Source organism: Parabacteroides sp. AM58-2XD (assembly GCF_003463685.1).
In the GTDB taxonomy this organism is placed as follows: Bacteria; Bacteroidota; Bacteroidia; order Bacteroidales; family Tannerellaceae; genus Parabacteroides; species Parabacteroides segnis.
Genome location: NZ_QSDP01000061.1, coordinates 16,467 through 37,842 on the forward strand (window position 1 = coordinate 16,467; position 21,376 = coordinate 37,842).

13 protein-coding genes and 2 pseudogenes are annotated in these 21,376 nt (G+C 39.7%); 5 read left to right on the forward strand and 10 right to left on the reverse strand.

Features of this window, described 5'->3' with window-relative positions; translation table 11 throughout:
* Window positions 1-198: 198 nt before the first annotated feature.
* The 10 genes from DXA15_RS15300 to DXA15_RS15340 form a co-directional block, all read right to left on the reverse strand.
* The gene (locus tag DXA15_RS15300; RefSeq protein WP_048317821.1) at window positions 199-1,467 is read right to left on the reverse strand and encodes an ATP-binding protein; all 1,269 of its coding nucleotides are present in this window, start codon (window positions 1,465-1,467) and stop codon (window positions 199-201) included.
* A 341-nt stretch (window positions 1,468-1,808) separates the two neighbouring features.
* Window positions 1,809-2,516, reverse strand: a complete 708-nt coding sequence (locus DXA15_RS15305) for a hypothetical protein (RefSeq protein WP_128134577.1) — start codon at window positions 2,514-2,516, stop codon at window positions 1,809-1,811.
* Window positions 2,517-2,857: 341 nt separating this feature from the next.
* Window positions 2,858-3,739 carry a hypothetical protein gene (locus DXA15_RS15310; RefSeq protein WP_128134578.1) on the reverse strand — a complete coding sequence of 294 codons (882 nt, stop codon included), beginning with the start codon at window positions 3,737-3,739 and terminating at the stop codon, window positions 2,858-2,860.
* Window positions 3,740-3,901: 162 nt separating this feature from the next.
* Window positions 3,902-4,330, reverse strand: a complete 429-nt coding sequence (locus tag DXA15_RS15315) for a hypothetical protein (protein WP_128134579.1) — start codon at window positions 4,328-4,330, stop codon at window positions 3,902-3,904.
* A 16-nt stretch (window positions 4,331-4,346) separates the two neighbouring features.
* Complete coding sequence (locus DXA15_RS15320; RefSeq protein WP_128134580.1) at window positions 4,347-6,029, reverse strand: MAC/perforin domain-containing protein; 1,683 nt, start codon at window positions 6,027-6,029, stop codon at window positions 4,347-4,349.
* Between the two features lie 40 nt (window positions 6,030-6,069).
* Complete coding sequence (locus DXA15_RS15325) at window positions 6,070-7,374, reverse strand: hypothetical protein (protein ID WP_128134581.1); 1,305 nt, start codon at window positions 7,372-7,374, stop codon at window positions 6,070-6,072.
* Window positions 7,375-7,488: 114 nt separating this feature from the next.
* Complete coding sequence (locus DXA15_RS15330) at window positions 7,489-7,875, reverse strand: DUF3244 domain-containing protein (RefSeq protein ID WP_128134582.1); 387 nt, start codon at window positions 7,873-7,875, stop codon at window positions 7,489-7,491.
* Window positions 7,876-8,037: 162 nt separating this feature from the next.
* Entirely contained in the window at window positions 8,038-8,556 is a 519-nt protein-coding gene (locus DXA15_RS26660; RefSeq protein ID WP_233567319.1) for a hypothetical protein, read from the reverse strand.
* Between the two features lie 8 nt (window positions 8,557-8,564).
* On the reverse strand, window positions 8,565-9,767 hold the full coding sequence (locus tag DXA15_RS15335; protein ID WP_233567320.1) for a hypothetical protein: 1,203 nt from the start codon (window positions 9,765-9,767) through the stop codon (window positions 8,565-8,567).
* Window positions 9,768-10,298: 531 nt separating this feature from the next.
* Window positions 10,299-11,186 (reverse strand): Fic family protein, encoded by an 888-nt coding sequence (locus tag DXA15_RS15340; RefSeq protein ID WP_128134583.1) that lies wholly within the window; start codon window positions 11,184-11,186, stop codon window positions 10,299-10,301.
* Window positions 11,187-11,515: 329 nt separating this feature from the next.
* Here DXA15_RS15340 and DXA15_RS15345 point away from each other — a divergent pair, with 329 nt between their 5' ends.
* The 5 genes and pseudogenes from DXA15_RS15345 to DXA15_RS15365 all read left to right on the forward strand — a co-directional run bounded on the left by DXA15_RS15345 (window position 11,516) and on the right by DXA15_RS15365 (window position 21,221).
* Window positions 11,516-11,857, forward strand: a complete 342-nt coding sequence (locus tag DXA15_RS15345) for a hypothetical protein (RefSeq protein ID WP_128134584.1) — start codon at window positions 11,516-11,518, stop codon at window positions 11,855-11,857.
* A 13-nt stretch (window positions 11,858-11,870) separates the two neighbouring features.
* Window positions 11,871-14,682, forward strand: a pseudogene (locus tag DXA15_RS15350) (M16 family metallopeptidase).
* A gap of 233 nt (window positions 14,683-14,915) precedes the next feature.
* Window positions 14,916-15,764 (forward strand): Fic/DOC family N-terminal domain-containing protein, encoded by an 849-nt coding sequence (locus DXA15_RS15355; protein WP_233567321.1) that lies wholly within the window; start codon window positions 14,916-14,918, stop codon window positions 15,762-15,764.
* Between the two features lie 316 nt (window positions 15,765-16,080).
* Complete coding sequence (locus tag DXA15_RS15360) at window positions 16,081-17,790, forward strand: DUF6377 domain-containing protein (protein WP_233567322.1); 1,710 nt, start codon at window positions 16,081-16,083, stop codon at window positions 17,788-17,790.
* A 217-nt stretch (window positions 17,791-18,007) separates the two neighbouring features.
* A pseudogene (locus DXA15_RS15365) lies at window positions 18,008-21,221 on the forward strand (SusC/RagA family TonB-linked outer membrane protein).
* Window positions 21,222-21,376: the final 155 nt, after the last annotated feature.

Below are 21,376 nucleotides of genomic sequence, written 5' to 3' on the forward strand. Positions count from 1 at the left end.
AATTACGCCATCCTCACACGGACAGTCGGCCGCAAAGGTAAGCATTTACGTTTAATACCAACGCCTTAATACTCCATAAATTGTATTGAAGAGATTAGAATTATATTAAAAAAAGTCTGATTTTTAGCTGACTGAAGATGACAATAATATGACACGGATGTCATATAGCAAAAACCGCCTTTTCATCGGTTACTTTGATCAGATTACCTCTGCCAGTTTCCAGGCTTGAATATGTTTTATGCCCTTATTGGAAGGATACGAAATCTCATCAAAAGAAACTACATACTTATCATAATTATCCTGAATTGCTTCCAAAGGCGCATATTCACGACGGACCGTTTGCTCATCTGACAACAAGTAGGTACTTTGCAAATAAAGAATATGATCCCCTTTCATAGCGACAAAATCAACTTCTTTATCCCGCATAGCACCGACATACACATCATATCCGGAACGCCGCAATTGTAAATAGACAAGATTTTCCAGCTTATAACCGATTCCGTAGGCAAAACCCGGATAAAGATAATTTTTATAAGCAAGGTCATTAATGTAATATTTGCAATTGCCGGAAATCGTCTCCTTTCCTCTTATATCATAACGTTCAACTTTATGAATAAGAAACGTATCTTCTATATAGCCAATATAGTTAGAAATAGTATCATAGGTTGTTTTCCGCTTCTTGCTTTTAAAGAAATTCAAAATATTGGTTATCGAAATCAGGTTAGAGGCATTGTTCACAAGATATATAAAAATATCTTCCAATAACTTAGGGTCCTTTATGCTATTTCGTTGTATAATATCCCTTAATAATACGGTATCTTTAATTGCCGCAACATAATTACGCCTCGTCTCATTGTTAGGTAAGATAAATAATTCAGGTAACGCCCCACTTTCCATATAGTCTAAATAACTTTGCCTGTGATCGTCTTTTCCGGTTATCCCGATATATTCCTGATAACTAAACGGAAATATCTCAAAATTCACATATCGTCCGGACAAAAGAGTGGCAAGTTCTCCTGATAACATCTTTGAATTAGAACCACTTATAAAGATTTCATAATTATCAGCAAAATTCTGAGAATAAGAATTCACAAAATGCTCCCATCCTGTAACATTTTGTATCTCATCAATAAACAACCAGACTTTTCCTACAGGTTTTAATGCTTCTTTATATTGTTTCAACAAGATTTCCAGATCATGATAATCTTTTACGCAATCAAAATCCGTAAACTCTTTATTGATATAAAATATATTCTGAGGATTAATACCGTCCTGAACCAATCTGTAAGCAATTTGCCTAAGTATATAGCTTTTACCAGCACGACGTTGACCGACAAGCACTTTGACTAACCTATTTCCTATATAATCAAAAATTTTATCCGTATAACCAACCCGTATAAAACCTAATTCAGGAACATTCCCATTCCAAAAATTATACTTTGCCAACAATGCGAAATTTTCTTCCATACTCGAAAATATTTCTTCAAATGTAAGAATATTCTTCCACACTCGAAAATTTCGCACTACTAAAATCACATTTTCGGTCTTACTCTTTTGATTAGACTATTTTATAAATCCTCTTTCTTCAAAAAATCCGATAAAAGGTTTTATCCGTTTGCTATAAACAGGTCGTTCAATTATCTTCATAATTTTATAAGTCATACTTGATAAACGAAACAAATATAGCAATTTTATCAGTCATAACTTATAAACATCAGAAAATATCATCCTGTATAAGTTATGTTTGATAACTTAATAATGATACAAACACATATTCTATTACAAAGACCGAGGTGAGTGCGATTTTATCACCATTGGAAAGAGACATGTCCGCGAGCTCCATTGCTTAAACCATTCGCATTGAAGCTCCACTGAGTATTATTTCCGTTGGGGTTATTGGCATGCCACCAGTTTGTAAGTGTCGTACCGACTGTACCCACCCAATAAATATAATCCTGATCATTACTTAGCTTCCCGGTACTGCAATCAAAAGTCAACACATAGGGAGAATTCCGACCCGGAGAAATGGAAATATCTGTCCTTACCTGAGTTCCACCGGTGAAAGAGGCACTTCCCCCCTCTTCGGAATCAATAACCATAGAAGCATCGGCCCGCGTGGCTATCAGACCCGGATCATTCGAACCAATCTCATATGTAAGGTTAAAAGCTGTTTTCTTAACCAGGACGCCCTGGAGTTCCGTAACCATCAGAACCTGCGAACATTGGTAATCGTTCAATGCTTTTTTCGTTTGTAGATTTATACTATGCAAATCACCTTTTAGTCTTGCAATATGCCCCGGATAAATTCTCAACGGATCGGTAACCTCCTTGGTTGCACTAAGCTCAAACTCATCATATTCATTCACGATTATATAAGGACGCAGCAATGCATAAGTCTCATCATAACTTCTCGAAGAGTACATCTTTTCATCGTCATCATATGCGCATGAACCTAAAACAGTACCTACCGTAACCAATAAAAGCAATAAACGAAATTTTAAATTCAGAGTATCCATAATCGTATTTTCTTAAATTAATACTTTTCTTACTTCCACCCACAAACCTTATCTTTCATTCGTTCCGGAGCAAAGATACACCAATGTTAGAATTCCCGGACAGATAATGCCTGAATTATGAGAACGTTTCGTATTTTTAAGAGATTCTCATTCGGCAATACAGCAGGTCATCATCTATAAACATTTTATTATTCAAGAATGACAAAAAAAGATGACATAACAATCAGAACGATATCTACCTCCTATTTATGGCATATCTAGTAGTAAACCATAACTGAGGCAAAAGAAGGGCGTCGAAAACCAGACGCCCTATCTCTCTATGGAATAATTGTACGATTATACTATTTTTGTAATTGATAACTTGCAAGGCTTTGATGATTTGAGTTTCTTAAGCTATAAATATAAAATTGCGAATCATTAATATCAGCATCATATGCAATATAGTTATATATACAATTAGGATCTGATTCTCCCCATGTACCACAGCCATCGGAAACAGAGTATCTTCTTTTTTTAGAATCTGTTCCAGTATACTCTCCATAAAGGGTACTTGTTCCAAAGCTTAATAAAAAATGTTCATGTATATATGTTCCTGCCGGAGCCCTATCGACAACTTCTTTTATGGCAGTCCAGCGTTCACTATGTCCCATTCGTGTAAGATCTTTTGCATAAGATAAAGGCTGCATTTTATCATCAATAACAGGCGCTATATCATATCCATTATCTGTTTTTATAATTTCAAATTTACCTTCTTTTATCCATTGATTCCAAGAATCAATAACATTGAGTATAAATTTATACAAATCTTCTGCTATTCTGATTTCCGCCCCTGATTTCAACTTTGGAACAAGCCGGCCATCCACTACTGACAAATGTTTTTTTACTCTTTCCAAAGCCTTCATATAAACAATATTATTATATGCTTTATCTCCAACAAGACCAGTATGGTAATCATAGGGTGCAATGGCATCATCTGACATCTGCTGTTTTGTTTGTAAAAAGTCAGAATCAGCAAACTGGAGTTTCTTAGCTTCCCGCCATGATTCTTGGTTTTTCTGGTTTATCTCATCATTCTTTTTCTGATCAATCGTCAATATTTCCGCATTGATCTCTGTTGTTACTTCTGAATTTTCTGTTTTAGGAGATTCAGTTGTATTAAATTCGCATTGGCACATAAGGAGTCCTATTAATGCTACCGATAAATAAATTAAGCCTCTCTTCATAATTGTAGATATTTATAATTATATTAGAATAAAATGTATTAATCTTATAGATTATACGAGATAAACTGTAATAACAGTAGGATCAATTTCATTATTTGATTTACACTTTTAAAATTATGTTATTTACATACAAATCTGACACATTATGATCCGATTAGAGATTTAAGAAACTCTCTTCAAAGTCAAAATACCTTTATAAGCCCCCTCTCCATTTGTTCCTTTTTCCAATCCCATTGTATCCTTATCTGATTGAATCAGCAACCAATGACCGTTTAAAACCCCTCCATTTTCAACAATTAAAACTTTTTCCTCAATGCGATACTCAAAGGTACTCTCAGTCGGTTGATCCATAGTTTCCCATTTCAGACTATATCGTCCCTTGGTTTCTGACTCAAAGAAAATCCCAGCATTTGCAGTTGTTGATACAGGCTCCCCAAACGATGCTATGTAAGATTCATCGAATGTACCTTTCCACTGTGTTTGTTTTAGAGAGGCTGCACTAAAGTTAAGACTATTTTTATGATCATCGCTATCGCAACCAGATAAAAATAAATTCAATGAGAATAACAATAAAATCTGAACAAGTCTCATACTGAAATTTTTTAATTTATAACCCAATAATATTATATGAATTAGCTAAAGATGCTATCGAGATATTTTTATCCGGCAATGATTCCACCCAATTTCTTATCCCATATATATCAAGCACTTCATCATCACCATCATCTACAAAATAAGAAAAACAAATACGAGTAGACGGATCATAAATATATTGCATACTCGTCTTTTCATAATAAAATTTGTAAAAGTTTTTCTCTTTGAATCCTGCAAGATTAATACAAAGAGGTGATCTCAAATTAGGATTCAACCTCGTTCTTTTATTATATCCGATTTCTATATCAGAGCTAAATAATTGAGATTTCTCAGCAGAAATCTTCTCGACTTTTTTCATGAATACCGCATCATCTTCATTCTTTCTTAATTCTTCATCTGTAGCGGTGGCTGCTAAACCATCACTAAGTATAATCCTATCAGCTTGTCTCGTTACCAAAACGGCAGCAACATCATATACAGCCTCGTATGAAGATGTTGCTCGAACCATTACTCTAACAATTTCAATATAAGGATATACTAAACTTGTATAGGTTGGCAACACTTCATTAAAAGTATCATCAAAACGTTGTTTGAAGTTTTTCTCCAGTACAAAATCCGATAATGGATATAAACTATTATCTTTTACATCTATCATTGTATGATTTGATACATTATTAAGCGAGCGCATCCATGATGTTAAATCTACATTCAGGTCTTTAATGGCTTTAACATTCACAACTGCCTCTCCTCCATCTCGTACTCCTCCGTATGTTTTTATACTAACATAGGTATTGTTACTTTTAAAAGTGTTTGTCTCATCATTATGATTAGATCCCGTAATCCCCAAGTTACCACTTGTACTATTGCCTTTATAATTCAGTGATGCATTCATCGACTTATCCATATCTTTTTCTTTAACATCCGTACGGTCTTCTGATGTTGCATTACCTGCATAAATAGCATAAGCTTTTCCACCGGTTAAATAACCAGTCAAAACAAAATCACCATAACTATCAAGTGTTGACGATATAGGAGAATTATACAAACTTCTGATAAATGATTTTGTTAAAAACTGTCTGGCAAATAATTTTCTCGTAGCTTCTGAATTTTGCAGTGAGAATTGGCTATTCGTAAAATTAATACTAAGTTCACCATATGTTGCTTCCTTCGTATTATCTATTACTGTTTTGAAAACATCAGTAGTTGTTTTCGTTTTACCTAATGTGAAAATCTTCAAGTTAAGAGAAAAACCAGATGTTACTTTTTTCGTGATTGTCGAATTATACTGGTATCTTTCAAACGTATCATAGGCAAAACTCTTTGTCTCGGTAATATTTAATTTTATGCCATCAACATAATTCGGATCGTATGCTTTTACAGCATTCAGGTCTATCACCGGATGACTGACATTACTAAAATCTCCCAAAATGTAATTTCCATTTTTAAGATTATAAGCTCGCCCAAGAAATGCGTCAGAGTTTCCTGTTTCACCTGATATATCTCCTTTAGTCTGTAATTTATTGATATCAAAAGGTTTTATCTTAGGTAAATTAGGGTTTCTAGGCTGAATAATAACGTTCCCTTCTTTCTCCGAAGACTGATTTCCGGGAACATTACTACTTTTATCTAATTCATCAGAACAGGATACTAATATCGCTGTCATTAATATTGTCAGAGAAATAATAATATTTTTCATACTTTATTTACTTAAAAAATTATTCGTGATAAAACTGATTTCAGGGTTTTATTTCTTCGCCTGTATCCAAGTCTAAGAATCTAAAAAGGTCTTTCGGATATTTATCGTCTCTTAATGTTGTACAGATGACTCCACGCCATGTTCCGTTAATCTTAACCAGTCTTTCACTTCCACCATAATTACATGTCATATATGCTGTATATTTAGCTGATACATTGTAGTTCTCTAAAAAACTCGTTGCTTCTATTTTACAGTTAGCCGGGGCTAAACCTTCGATATCAAAAGATAAAGTTCTTTCTATTATTTGGGTTGTAGTAGAATAAAGCATATCCGTTTTTTCACGAATAGGGTCTGGGTCATCCTTCGGAGCAACAGGAAGAGGTAAAACTAGGCTCTCAGCTTCTACTGTTGGACGATAATACATATCACTAGCGTTATTCGGAATGATTTTTAAAGCACTGTTTTCAGTAAAAGAATATTCATCTTTTGCATAAAGAGCTCCCTTAATAGTAAAAGGTCTCTTTTCGTCTGTTTGATTTTTACCATATGTAATCAGTTTCATTGGAGCACGTTTTGTTACAGTAGAGCCATCCTTGTGAAACTCTATGTGATGTAATGTAAAATCATCAACAGGTGAAATAGAAAACTCTTGTTCAGGTTTTTTTGTATACTGACCAAAACCTAGCTTTACATCACTCTTTGTTTCAAGCACATAATTAAAGATTGACCATGGATTATTGGGATCTGCCTGCCCTAAATAAGATTGACTTTCAATTACAAAATATCCCTTATATGACGATGAAGGAATAAGGTCCCAATCGGCTGACATTAGAGATCCGGTATTATTTGATCGTGCAAATAAAACTTTATTATTGGGGTCATTTTCGTACTGTCCGACAGATAAAGGTGTACCTGTATCATTCGAATAAATTAGATAAGGTATACCAGACGAACTTGGTAACACCTTTAAATAGAACCGACAAGTACGGAAGTTTATCCTAGAAGATAAAGTGATTTCTTTACCTATACCATTTGATGATAAAAAACCTTCATTCCCTCTAGCCCGAATATATATTGGCATTTCTCTGATTGCATACATATTGGAGGAATAATCAGGATCATCCGCATTATAATAGACAGCTGCCTTTTTTGCTTTAGCCATTTCAATTAAATTAGAATCAATAACTAGTGGAATGATAACAGATAATGAATCCTCACCATTCAGAGCTTTTGTTTCTATTTTAGACACATCACTTTCATGGAAGATTTCAACTTCACCTTGTGAACAGGCAAACATTCCAAGAAGTACGGCTACTACGAAAAAATAATAAAAACTCTTTTTCATACCTTTGATAATTATTATGCTTCTTACTAAAAAGCGTTATACAATACTTTCACTCACTAATTTTATTTAGCGATTTTCCTTTGGAATATTTTATCCCATGGTTTTAGTATCAATTCATCCAAGAATAAATTCACCCCCAAGGCAATCATCCCATTGATTTTTCAACTCAACAGAATAAGTTCCAGGTTCAAATTCACTCAAATCAATTGTAACACAATCCGTCTCCGATGCCGGAATCATTTCTTCATAAAGTATCTTTCCGTCTTTCGATATACATATTGTTATATCGGAACGTTGAGTACTACTATGAATGGATAAAACACCATCACTAACAAAAGCAGAGATTGGAATTGGAGAAGAAATGGAACGAACATCTTCTTTCCATCTTCCATAAAGTGAAACACTATTGTTTCCCTTCGCTGAAACACTCTGTAGTAATAGACTACTGAAAACAAAAAATACACATATTGCCCATGCAAGCTTTTTGAGGATCTTTTTCATAACGATAATTTTATAAATTTCTACACTACAAAGGTATGCGGTTTATAATAGAAATGGGTAAAAACTAATGGACAGCAAGGTGGACAGAAAAAAACACCCTAAAGCTTAATAATAAACACTTTTAAAGTATGAGTCAAAGGTAAAATGTGGACAAGGATTTTCTCAGTACTTCCAAAGATAAGTATCAATGGAAGTTTCAACCCCTAGCGGAGTCTTTAGATGCTGATTGATCCGCTCTTTTAAACGTTGTTTACGCTTAGTTACGGAAGAGGGAGAAATGGCCGCCAATTCAGCTATAATAGAATTATTCAATTGCAATTTTATCAAGCAACACATTAGGAGATCACTATCTGTTAAAAAAAAGTCTTTCCTCAAACGCTCAATCAGATTCGGATAAACGATATTTATCGATTCAAAAATTTCAGGCCATTGGGATTCCTCGATATATTTCGGATCAGACTTTAAACAATCGAGTATATTTATATGCTTAATTAATTGAGAACATAGGTATCTTTGTCGCTCAAACAAATAAGTATTTTCTGTAGTCAGGCATTCATACGTTTTTAACTCCTCTCCTTTTTCCTTCAAACTGGAAATATATTTCTTTATATCTCCTTGTAATATTTCATTTTGAGTCTGCAATGTTGCATTATTTTGGCGGATTCGTTCCATTTCATCCATTTGATTATTTATATGTCTTGCGAACCAACATACTCCTCCATTTGAATGGATAAGACTCCTATCAGATTTTCATTTTCATGAATTATAGATTCATTTTCATGCAATTGATTTAAACGAATCTGCAACTGTTTTCTAGATTCTTTAATTATACGTTCTTTTTTGAGCAACTCACGTTGATAAAAAAATATTAATACAAATATTATTAATAATAGTATTATTGAGCCCCATAATATTCTATTTTCTAATCCGTTATTAATATTCAACAATTTTTCCCGTTCATACTTTGCCTGAATTTTTGCTATCTCTGAACTACGATTTATGTTATCTATAGAATCTTTATAAACCCAATATTGCTCATTATATTTAATAGCATCTTCATATTTCCCTAAGTCCCTACATAAATAGTATAAAGCATGTATTGCATCTTGCTTTGTATAAGGATTAATAGTATTCAATGCTTTTTCCAAATAGTAGTAAGCAGAATCAGATAATCCCATATAATAATAGGTTTCCCCGATTCCTAAATAGGTTTGTGATAAAGCAGAAGCATTATACTTTTCTTCTATCTTCTTTGATTTCTTTAGATAATACATGGAAGAATCAAGCATTGATAAAGCTTGATACACTGTCGATATTTCCCCATAAGCTAATGTTAAAGATTTTAAATTACCAGATTGCTCTGCAATCTCTATCGCTTTCTTATAATTATCTAACCCTTCCTGCAGATTATTGTTAAGCATTGAAACACGTCCTAAAGCAGAATATGTATTTGAGATAAAAGTGCTATCTTTTAATTGCATTGAATAAGTATGTGCGTTTTTATAAGCCTCAAAAGCCAAATCTGGCAAATTACGATAAGCATACAATGTTCCCAGATGAGTATTTATCAAACAAAGCAATCTATAATCCGTCGTATTCTTCGCCACATCCCTAGCCCGTAAATAAAAATCAGTAGCCTCCTCTACATTATTCATATCCTGGTTAACCCGTCCTTCATAATATAGAGTTGACGCTTTCCATACCGGATCATCCTGTTTTTCAAAATAAGCCAATGCAATATTGATCAAGGAATCAGAAGTATGCTTTATATAGTTTTTATCACGTGCCTGGGTAATCAACAAACACCACGTAGCATATTGAAATTTATCTGACGGAGAGGGTACTTCCATTGAATCCAATACCACCAGGGCACTGTTCGGGCAACGTTGCATAAGCGACTCTGCATAAGACAGTTCCGGCAATAACTCTTTGGGTTGTTCAGTACACATCGCGAAAGAGAACAGACAGAATACTATGTAAGATAGGTATCTCATCGCTGCATGGCATAATTGTTATAGCCTCAAAGATAATGAAACAATTCAATCCAAAGCTATTAATAATCAATTTTTTCAATACAGCTACAAACAAATAATTATATCTATTAAAGAATTAAATTAACGTGAGTCTAACACAAAAATATCACTTCCTCCTACAAGTTGACCGAACAAGTACCGAACAAGCTAACCGAACAACATTCCGTAATCTTACTTCTTATAAAAGATTTCCTCCATTATCAAAATGTCACTACTCTACCAGGTAAACCGGATTAATATACCGGATAAAATGAAATACCCCACCGGGTAATATTTTTTAACGTATCAATGCGTTTACAAAACACTCAAATAATAATCATATTGTCATTTGTGAAAAATATAGCGAAAAGGGACTTTACACCATCCGGCATTCCATAAAATATTCGAATCTCAATACTTAATCCTATACTTATCCAGTACCTCTTTATAAGTATCCTGCGCAGTCAGACAAGTGTCCCGCAAATAGTCTTTGATATGATCCCACTGTTGTAATCCTCGATAATAGAACATTTTCAATTCTTCGGTGATAATAAAGGGGACATATCCGTTTGCAAGGCATTCTTTAAACAGGATCAGGCGACCGACACGTCCATTACCATCCTGAAAAGGATGAATCGCCTCAAAACAATAGTGCCAGTCCAAAATGTCATCAAAAGATTTCTGTTTTTTCGAATTATAGGCTTTCAGCAGTGCCTTCATCTCCTTATGAACGTTCTCCGGCAGTGTTGTATCAGCACCGCCAACCTCATTTGGCAAACGTTTATAATCGCCTACGGCAAACCAATCTTTCCGACTATCCGATGTGCCGGATTTCAGAATATTGTGCAATTCTTTAATGAAAGTCTCAGATAAATTCTCCTCAGCCCTGTCAAGGATAAGATCAATACACCGAAAATGGTTGGTGGCCTCGATAATATCGTCCACATTGATGCTTTCATCAGTTACTCCGATGGTATTGGTCTCAAAAATATAACGGGTTTGGTCATGAGACAGACGACTGCCTTCGATGTGATTCGAGTTATATGTAAGATCAATCTGCGTTTTGTGATAGATACCGCCTTTCAATTTCATCTGCTTTTGTTCGCGCAACACGGCAAGCAAAGGCATAATCTTCACTTTCGACTTTTTCTGTGAAGGCAATTCCGCATCTTCCGGTATGTTCCATGTCTTGCCAGTAAGGAATGCACCCTCGATTTTTCCGATAGCGCAATAATTACGTGCCGTACGCTCTGAAACACCGTACTTTCCTGCAAATTCTCCGACTGAAATATATTTCATATTCAAATTCTATCGGCAAGTTTTACACCGATTTTCACTTCAAAGATAGCACATCTTGCCGATACCGGCAAGATATAGAAATAAGGTATAGTATAAATATTCCATAATTATACCTACCCTGAGTACAATTCCTGCTATTGCATCGTATATTTGCCCTCAACCTTTTTTCCTGCCGATAATCATGAGCAGGCCTGCGCATAATCATCGACAGACCTGCTCATGACTATCGATAGGCTTGCAGACAATTGTCGACAGGCAATTCCGTCGGCAGGAAAACGGGAAGGCTACGTGTTGTTTTTTCAGGCACACCAGTATAAAACAAAATAAAAATGGGAATCAGATTCAAAATTCACGAAACGCCACGGCCGAAAGGCAGGAAAGGTCCGAAGTTAATCCATGCACGGGCATTGTGCGACAGCACGGTAAAAATGGATCATCTATGCAAAATGATCTGCTCACGATCGACGATCTCTTCGGCCGATGTGAAGGCTGTACTCGACTCGTTCGTATGGGCGATCGGATTTTCTTTGGAAAGCGGGCAACATGTGGAGTTGGAAGAACTGAGGAATGCAGAACTGAAACTATTCACAGAGAAAAATGTTGTATCCAAAATAGGAGGCGGCACGCATGTTATGTATGTTTTGCCAGCTGATAATGAAGAAACAAAATAAATAAATATCCCAAATGAGACAAAAAAGATTTTTAAGTTTATTCCTGTTGAGCTTCTTCTGCCTTTTCCAGCTGGCTGCCCAGCAACAGGAATTGCAACCGTTGCCTATCGACCCGCAGGTTCGTTATGGAAAGTTGCCGAACGGATTAACCTATTACATCCGTCATAATGAACAACCGAAAGAACGGGCTGACTTTTATATCGCCCAAAACGTAGGCTCCATGCTGGAAGAAGAGAACCAGCGCGGACTGGCACACTTCCTGGAACATATGGCCTTCAACGGCTCGAAAAACTTTCCGAACAAAGGAATGGACGAATTTACCCAAAGCATCGGCATGCGTATGGGTGAAAATTTCAATGCCTATACTAGCTTCGACGAAACGGTTTATATGATCATGAATGCCCCGGTGACACGCGAAAGCGTAGTCGATTCCTGCCTGCTGATCCTGCATGACTGGTCTGGCTTCATCACGCTTGCCGATTCTGCGATCGACAAGGAACGCGGCGTGATCCGCGAGGAATGGCGCACACGCCAGGACGCACAGGCCCGCATATGGGAACAACAGCTTCCGAAAATCTATCCGGACAGCCGTTATGCCCATCGGATGCCGATCGCACAATCGACGTGATCGACAATTTCAAACCGGATGAACTGCGCGATTATTATCACAAATGGTACCGCCCCGACCTGCAGGCGATCATCATTGTAGGCGACATCAATGTCGACCAGGTAGAAACGGCCGTCAAACGGATTTTTGCCGACATCCCGGCACCGGTAAACGCGGCTCCGCGCCCTATGTTTGAAGTGCCCGACAATGACATGCCGCTGATCTCCGTGGCTACGGACAAAGAGGCTTCGAACACGATCCTGTCCATCTCCTATAAACACGACAAGATGCCGCAGGATATGTACGGAACGATTGCCGGATTGGTGAAAGATTATATCCAGAGCGTAGCAGCCACGATGATGAACGAACGCTTCAACGAGATGGTACAGAAAGCCAATCCTCCGTTCGTTGCCGCCCAGGCTTCCGACGGAGATTTTATGATCTCGAAAACGAAAGGTGCCTGGTCGGTAGCTGCACTGGTGAAAGACAACGAAGTGGATTCGGCCATGAATGCGCTGGTAACGGAGACGCAACGTGTGAAACAATTCGGTTTCACCCCGTCGGAATACGATCGCGCCCGCATCAATGTGTTGAAACAATATGAATCCCTTTACAACGACCGCGACAAACAAAGGAACAGCGCATTCACCAAGGAATACGTACGTCACTTCACCGAAGGCGGTTATATTCCGGGAATCGAAACGGAATACGCCCTGATCAGCCAGGTTGCACAGGCTGTCCCGGTAGAACAGGTCAACAAGTATATCCAGGATATGATCGGCGATACGAACATCGTGATCAGCCTGACCGGTCCGGAAAAGGAAGGCCTCGCCTATCCTACCGACGAAGAACTGCTCCGCGACTTTATGAAAGCACAGCAGATCCCTGTCGAACCTTACCGGGAGACTTATCGGACGAACCGTTGATCCCCTCATTGCCGGCGCCCGGCAAGATCACGGAAAGCAAGGAAGATCCGCTCTTCGGTGCTACCGTCCTGACATTGAGCAACGGCATCAAAGTCGTGTTGAAACACACGGACTTCAAAAAGGATGAAATACAAATGACGGCTACCAGCCCGGGAGGAAGCACACTGTTCGGTAACAAAGACATCGACAATCTGAAAGTGTTCAATGAGGTAATCGAGCTGGGCGGCCTGGGCAATTTCTCGGCTACCGACCTGGGCAAGATGCTGGCCGGAAAGAAAGTATCCTGCTCCACATCCCTGGGACTGGACAGTGAAAATGTGAACGGCTCCTCCACCCCGTCCGACCTGAAGACCTTATTCGAACTGATCTACCTCAGTTTCACTGCGCCGCGCATGGACGAAGAGGCTTACGCTTCCTTCGAAAACCGTATGAAAGCGCAGCTGAAGAACCTGGAACTGAATCCGATGGTTGCCTTCAGCGACTCGCTGACGAAAGCCATTTACAACAACAATCCGCGTGCGATGCGCATCGACCCGGCCGATTTCAAGAATATCAGCTATCCGCGTATCATGGAAATGTATAAGGAACGTTTCGGCGATGCCTCCGGTTTCGTCTTTACCTTCGTAGGAAACATCGATACCGACAGTATCCGTCCGCTGGTAGAACAATACCTGGCTACATTACCTGCAAACGGCAAGATAGAGCAGGGCAACCCGAAAGAAGTACCCGCCATCCGCAAAGGCGACTACGTGAACCGTTTCAAACGCCAGATGGAGACGCCAAAAGCCTCCGTCGTGAATTTCTATTCCGGGCAGATGGACTATAACCTGGAAAATATCGTTACAGCCACCATGTTGAAGCAGGTACTCGACCTTGTTTACACCGAAAAGGTCCGCGAAGACGAAGGCGGAACGTACGGCGTACAAACATCCGCCCGCATCTCTTCCTTCCCGGAAGGACAAACATTCCTGCAAGCCTATTTCGACACCGACCCGGATAAACGGGAAAAGATGAACACGATTGTCCGCAACGAATTGAAACGTATCTCCGACATCGGCCCGACCCCGGAAGATTTCAAAAAGACGCAGGACAACATCCTGAAACGTCACGCAGAAAGCCTCCAGGAAAACGGTTACTGGTTAAACACGCTGGATAACTATTATTACAAAGGCTTCGACGGTTCGACCAAATACGTCGAAACAGTCAACAGCATCACTCCCGCCAAAATACAGGCCTTCGCCAAAAAGCTACTCAGCCAGGGAAACAGTATCGAGGTAGTGATGGAACCGTAAAACGATATAACATATACGCCAAATTTAAAATATGACAAAACTTGTATGAGATACTATCTTATTTTAAATTTGGCGATTTTATTGGAATATCACTCAGCTTATTTTACTTTTGTACGGAAAACTAAAATAACGCATCAGCTTATTTTACTTTTGTACGGAAAACTAAAATAACGCATCAGCTTATTTTAATTAGATGATAAATCCTAAAATTAGTTTATTTCCCCGATATTATCATGAAAAACTTTAAATCAGGCACATACATAAACCAAGGTTACTACAAGAGTTTTCAGCCGAACTTAATTAACCACCCTTGGGTAATTGAAAACATGGAAATAGTAACATTGTTAAGCAAAGCGGACAGAATGCTTGGCAGACTAGACATGTATTCGGAACATATACCCAATATCGATCTTTTCATTAGCATGCACATAATGAAAGAAGCGACTCAATCTTCTAAGATAGAAGGTACTCAAACAAATATGGAAGAAGTACTCATGTCTAAAGAAGATTTGCCATTGGATAAAAGAGACGATTGGACCGAAGTTCATAACTATATATCTGCGATGAATGAAGCTATTAAAATGCTCGAGACATTGCCTTTTTCTGCAAGGCTTATAAGAAATGTACATAAAGTATTACTTGCCGGGGTCAGAGGTGAACACAAACAACCGGGAGAATTCCGGAAAAGCCAGAACTGGATTGGAGGTTCATCTATTAACGATGCCATTTTTGTTCCTCCGGTTTGTACTTCAATTCCAGAGTTAATGGAAGATATAGAGAAATTTGTACATAATAATTCTATTTTCTTCCCTGAACTATTAAAGATAGCCCTGATACATTATCAGTTTGAAACGATCCACCCTTTTTTAGATGGTAATGGTCGAACAGGAAGATTACTAATTACCCTGTACCTTGTAAGTAAAGGTATATTAAAGCGTCCTATTTTATATTTATCCGATTATCTGGAAAGGCATAGAAGTTCATATTATTCTAATCTGATGAAAGTTAGATTTGAAAATGATATCGAGGTTGGCTTAAATTCTTCCTCCAGGGAGTTATTGAAACAGCAGAAAACGGAGTAAAAACATTTGAGGAAATATTACTTCTACAAAAAGAATATGAAGAGTGTATAAAACAATTAGGCAGCCGATCAGCCAACGCTTTAAAAGTAATAACCGAACTGTATAAAAAACCGATTATAGATGCAGCCCAGGTTTCAACTATAACAGGTATAAGTCAGGCATCCTCTTACAAACTTATTGAAGAATTAGAGAAGCTTGATGTTTTAAAAGAGATTACAGGTGGGAAACGTGGACGAATCTATATCTTAAAAAAATATGTAGAGATATTCAGATGATATTTTTTATCTTTGTTCCTGTGAACCTTAAATTGAATAAAATGTACATACGAGTAATTCTCTATCTGTTGCCATTTCTGATACTATCCGGAAATATATCCGGACAAACTATTTCTGCTGAGACTGAAAAAATGCTGGCCAGCCTGGACTCGTTGTTGGCTAAAAATGAGACTTTTGTCATTGCCAAGGAAAAAAGAATCGAGGACCTGAGGAAAATGGAACAGAAAGTTGCAACAGAGGAAGAGCAATACTGGATGAACAAACTGTTTTATGAAGAATATATGGTCTATGACAGCGACTCTGCATTTAGTTATATCCATAAAAATCTGGAAATAGCACAACGACTGAACAATCCCCAATGGGTTGCACAGTGGAAGATCGAACAGTCGTTCATCCTGACAGCCACCGGTTTTCTGAAAGAGGGACTGGATGCCCTGAATGAAATAAACCCCGAAAACCTGTCGCCTTATTACAGAACGGACTACTATGGACAAATGATGTATCTTTACTCTCATTACGGGCAATATTCCGGTGAAAACACCGCTCAAAGTACCTTCTACTATGCGAAAGAACAAACCTATCGGGATTCGATCTTCGCCAGTATTCCCGACAACCATCCTTATGGTTTATGGTACAAAGGCTGGCAATACAACAAGACTCCACAAGCAGCAGAAGTAAAAGAGCAATTGAAAGAAGAACTTGCTTTTGCCTCCTTCGATTCCAGAAAAGATGCCATGAACGCTTATATCCTGGCAATCATGTATAGGGACGAAGGAAACGAAGATGAATATTTTCCGTTTCCTCATTTTATCAGCCATGCTGATATACGGTCGGCCAACCATGATATAGCCTCGCTGGAAGAGCTCGGGAAAACCTTGTATGAAAGAGGTTACATCGACCAGGCATATTCTTATCTGAACTACTGCCTGGGATGTGCACAACTCTATAAGAACAGGATACGTATGGTCGGCATTTCGTCCGCACTGGACGCCATTCATAAGACATACGAACAAAGAAACAAAAAACAGGAAGCCGACTTGCGCCGGTACCTGTTCATTGTCAGCACCTTGTCGCTGGTCCTGTTGGCTGCACTGTTCTTTATCGGACTACAGATAAAACGGCTGAAAGAATCCCGCAGAAAACTGAACGATGCCAACCAGACCCTGAACAAGCATGTAGGCGAACTGGAAAAAGCGCATACGCAACTGGCAGAAGTAAACAGTCAGCTCCAGTCACTGAACGAACAATTACTCGACACGAACTCCAAGCTGACGGAATCCAATTATGTCAAGGAAGAATATATCGGTTACGTCTTCAACATCTGTTCCAGCTATATCAGTAAACTGGACGAATACCGAAAAAATATCAACCGGAAAATCAGGACCGGTATGGTCGATGAAGTCAAAAAGATGACAGACTCCTCCACGTTGGCAGCCAACGAACTGAAAGAGTTTTACAGTAATTTCGATGCCATCTTTCTGCATATCTATCCTGACTTTGTCTCCGATTTCAATGCTCTATTACAACCCGACAAACAAATCATGCCCAAAGAGGGAGAATTGCTGAACACCGAACTTCGTATCTACGCCCTGGTACGCCTTGGCATCAGTGACAGTGTGAAGATTGCCGAGTTCCTGCACTGCTCCCCTCAGACGGTCTACAATAACCGGCTGAAAACACGCAGCAAAGCGGTCGTACCTAAAGAGCACTTTGCAGATATTGTAAAATCTTTAGGGAAAATAGAGCGTTGAAACCACTCGGAAAAGCCTCCCCGACTACATTCGGGAACTTACTTTTTACACATCAAGCCACATATTCAAACCACTATATATCAACAATATAACAATTTTACAGATTTACCGCTCCGGTTTACCAGTCCATTGGTACCGGTTATTCGCGCTATACTTTTGCAAGTACAAAAAGTGTAGAACAAATTAGTACGTTAACTTTAAAAAATGTATTCGTCTTATGAAAAACATTTTATTAAAAAAGAGGCTTCTTAAAGGTATGATACCTTTGTTGTGCCTATTGTTATTTCCAACATTTGTGTTTGCCCAAAAACTGACAGTCAGTGGACAGGTCAAAGACGCCCTCGGCGAACCGGTCATCGGCGCCAATGTAGTAGTAAAAGGAACCACCAACGGGGCCATGACGGACCTGGACGGTATGTTCACCATCAATGAGGTAGAAAAAGGCTCTACCATCGTCGTTTCTTTTATCGGTTATTTACCCCAATCCATCGTTGTCTCAGGCAATGCGCCATTATCCGTGACGCTGGCGGAAGACAACCAGGCGCTGGATGAAGTGGTCGTTATCGGTTACGGTGTGCAGAAAAAGAGTGTGGTAACGGCCTCCATCGCCAAAGTAGGCGCGGACGAATTGGCCCAGACAGCTCCCGTCCGTGTCGATAACGCGTTGAAAGGACTGGCAGCCGGTGTACAGGTGACCACACAGAACGGCCAACCGGGTACAGGTTCAGTTATCCGTGTACGCGGAACAGGCACCATCAACACCGCCGACCCTCTTTATATCGTAGACGGCATGCCCATCAACGGAGGTATCGACAACATCAATCCGGCCGACATTGCTTCTATCGAAGTATTGAAAGATGCCGCTTCGGCAGCTGTGTACGGTTCACGTGCCGCCAACGGGGTTGTTTTGGTTACGACCAAGCAAGGGGCCATCGGCAAAGTGAAAGTGTCTTACGACTTCTCTTATGGCTGGCAATCCGCCTGGAAAAAACGCAGTATGCTGAATGCGTCCGAATACGCGACCCTGATAAACGAAGCACAGCAGTATTCCAACGGCACCGACCGTTTTTCAAACACCAATCTGGGTGTAGGCACCGACTGGCAGGATGTATTGTTTAACGACGGCGCTCCCGTACAGAACCATCAGTTAAGCATCAGCGGGGCAAACGAGAAAGTAAGTTACTATTTCTCTGCCGGGTATTATAATCAGGAAGGTATTATCGGAGGAAATTACGACCGTTCCAACTACGAACGCCTTTCATTCCGCAGCAACACCCTTTATACCTTATTCGACGAAACGAAGAACCGCAGCTGGTTAAGAAAAATGACCGTCGGTGTCAATATGTCTTATTCCCGTATAAACAATATAGGGTGAGCGCCGGTAACCTGACCGGTTCCCCACTGGGAGATGCCCTTTTCCTGGACCCCACCATGGAAGTATATGCACAGGATGAGGACCACGTAAACGGCTATACGGCAGATATCCGCAGCAAGTACGGCGACCCTGTACGCGACCAGCTCACCGGACAAGTATTGCAGATTCCGGAAAACTTCAACGAAATTACGAATCCGCTGGGCCGCATGTCCGCACAGCCCGGAAGAAAAAACAATTCAGACAAAGTCATTGCCAACCTGACGGCCGAACTCGGCATCTGGGATAACCTGAAATATAAGTTCTCCTGGGGTTCCGACCTTGCATTCTGGGGATATGACGAATGGAATCACCCTTATTATCTGGGCAGAAACTGCAACCAATCCATTGCAGACGGACGTTCCAGCGTGATGTCCGAAATGAACCGCGGCTATACCTGGCAGATTGAAAATGTATTGACTTACGATAAAACAATCAGCCAGCATACTTTCAATGTGGTATTAGGACAGTCTGCCGAACGCAACACAGGCCGCCGCCTATACGGTATGGCAAAAGATTTGATTGCCTACATGGGTGATAAGGCCAATATAGACTTTACGACCTCCCTTCCGAACAACGGAAACCGGAATACCGAAGGAGGATTAACCGACCCGCACTCGCTGGCTTCTTACTTCGGACGTTTAAGCTACAACTTCGCCGAACGTTATATGTTGCAGCTCACCGTACGCCGCGACGGTTCATCACGCTTCGGTGAAAATAACAAGTGGGGTACTTTCCCTTCCGTTTCTTTAGGATGGAATTTAACGAACGAATCGTTTATGGAAAAACGCCCGGACTGGCTGACCAGTACGAAAATACGCCTTTCATGGGGTAAGAACGGTAACGAGGCTATCGGTAACTTCCGCTACACGGCGAATGTATCGATGAATAATAACTATCCTTTCGGCGCTTACGGCAGAGGCCAACAAATCGTAATGGGTTCCAAACCTTCCGGCACTCCTAATGCCGATTTGATGTGGGAAGAATCAGAACAGTATGATGCCGGTATTGATTTCGGCTTCCTGGGCAACGCATTGACCTTCACGGTCGATTACTACCAGAAGAAGACCAACGGTATGCTGAAAGAAATGGCCATACCGAACTATCTGGCGAATCCAAGCCCTGGGGGAACGTCGGTTCGATGAAAAACGAAGGGGTTGAATTTGAAGTCGGTTATAAATATAGCCACAAGGACTTCCGTTTCGGCGTCAACGCCAACCTCTCTTATTTGAAAAACAAATTGGTAGACTTAGGCACAGCCGACGGTTTCGAGATGATGGACCAGGTACATATCCTGGGAAATGTCGGCCGTGCGGAGAACGGTATGCCTTATCCTTACTTCTACGGTTACAAGACTGCCGGTATCTTCCAGAATCAGGCGGAAATCGACGCTTATACAAACAGCAAGGGAGAGAAATTACAGCCGCTTGCCGTTCCCGGAGATGTGAAATTCGTAGACTTTGACAATGACGGTACAATCGACGATAAAGATAAAACCATGATTGGTAAAGGTACTCCGGACTGGACTTTCGGTCTGAACCTGACGGCCGCTTATAAAGACATTGACTTTTCAGTCTTATTTTCCGGTTCATTGGGACAGGACATTATGGACGTAACCCGCCGCCTGGATGTGTCTTCCGTAAATGTGCCCCAGGAGTTTATGAAACGCTGGCATGGAGAAGGTACTTCCAACACAATGCCCCGCTTCTGTTACCCGGGTGACGACATGAACGGTAACTGGAAGAAAGTTTCCGATTTATACGTCCACAACGGTAGTTTCGCCCGCATTAAAAATATGCAGATAGGTTACACCTTGCCGAAGAACCTGACACGCAAATTCTTTGTCGACAGACTTCGTCTCTATGTCGCCGCCGAGAACTTGCTGACACTGACCTCCTATAAGGGTCTTGACCCGGAAATAAATGCGACAGACGTAGCCGGAGATAAATCAAACGGCATCGACCGCGGCTATTATCCGCAGGCACGTACATTCACAGTCGGCTTAAATCTTAATTTCTAATCACTAAAAAATAGTTCCTATGTTTAAAATCGGAAAAGACGGATAGCACGAGATAGCACTACAAAAGCTATACCATTTTAGTTAACTTTGTATTGTATCAAATTCATTATTAACTAATAACGATATAGCTTATGAAAACAGTACGAAGTAACGAA

What these genes read in the sequence shown, in the direction of transcription:
- DXA15_RS15300 (WP_048317821.1), bottom strand. Translation starts at nt 1,467, where the DNA reads ATGGAAGAAAATTTCGCATTGTTGGCAAAGTATAATTTTTGGAATGGG.
- DXA15_RS15305 (WP_128134577.1), bottom strand. Translation starts at nt 2,516, where the DNA reads ATGGATACTCTGAATTTAAAATTTCGTTTATTGCTTTTATTGGTTACG.
- DXA15_RS15310 (WP_128134578.1), bottom strand. Translation starts at nt 3,739, where the DNA reads ATGAAGAGAGGCTTAATTTATTTATCGGTAGCATTAATAGGACTCCTT.
- DXA15_RS15315 (WP_128134579.1), bottom strand. Translation starts at nt 4,330, where the DNA reads ATGAGACTTGTTCAGATTTTATTGTTATTCTCATTGAATTTATTTTTA.
- DXA15_RS15320 (WP_128134580.1), bottom strand. Translation starts at nt 6,029, where the DNA reads ATGAAAAATATTATTATTTCTCTGACAATATTAATGACAGCGATATTA.
- DXA15_RS15325 (WP_128134581.1), bottom strand. Translation starts at nt 7,374, where the DNA reads ATGAAAAAGAGTTTTTATTATTTTTTCGTAGTAGCCGTACTTCTTGGA.
- DXA15_RS15330 (WP_128134582.1), bottom strand. Translation starts at nt 7,875, where the DNA reads ATGAAAAAGATCCTCAAAAAGCTTGCATGGGCAATATGTGTATTTTTT.
- DXA15_RS26660 (WP_233567319.1), bottom strand. Translation starts at nt 8,556, where the DNA reads ATGGATGAAATGGAACGAATCCGCCAAAATAATGCAACATTGCAGACT.
- DXA15_RS15335 (WP_233567320.1), bottom strand. Translation starts at nt 9,767, where the DNA reads ATGCAACGTTGCCCGAACAGTGCCCTGGTGGTATTGGATTCAATGGAA.
- DXA15_RS15340 (WP_128134583.1), bottom strand. Translation starts at nt 11,186, where the DNA reads ATGAAATATATTTCAGTCGGAGAATTTGCAGGAAAGTACGGTGTTTCA.
- DXA15_RS15345 (WP_128134584.1), top strand. Translation starts at nt 11,516, where the DNA reads ATGGGAATCAGATTCAAAATTCACGAAACGCCACGGCCGAAAGGCAGG.
- DXA15_RS15355 (WP_233567321.1), top strand. Translation starts at nt 14,916, where the DNA reads ATGAAAAACTTTAAATCAGGCACATACATAAACCAAGGTTACTACAAG.
- DXA15_RS15360 (WP_233567322.1), top strand. Translation starts at nt 16,081, where the DNA reads ATGTACATACGAGTAATTCTCTATCTGTTGCCATTTCTGATACTATCC.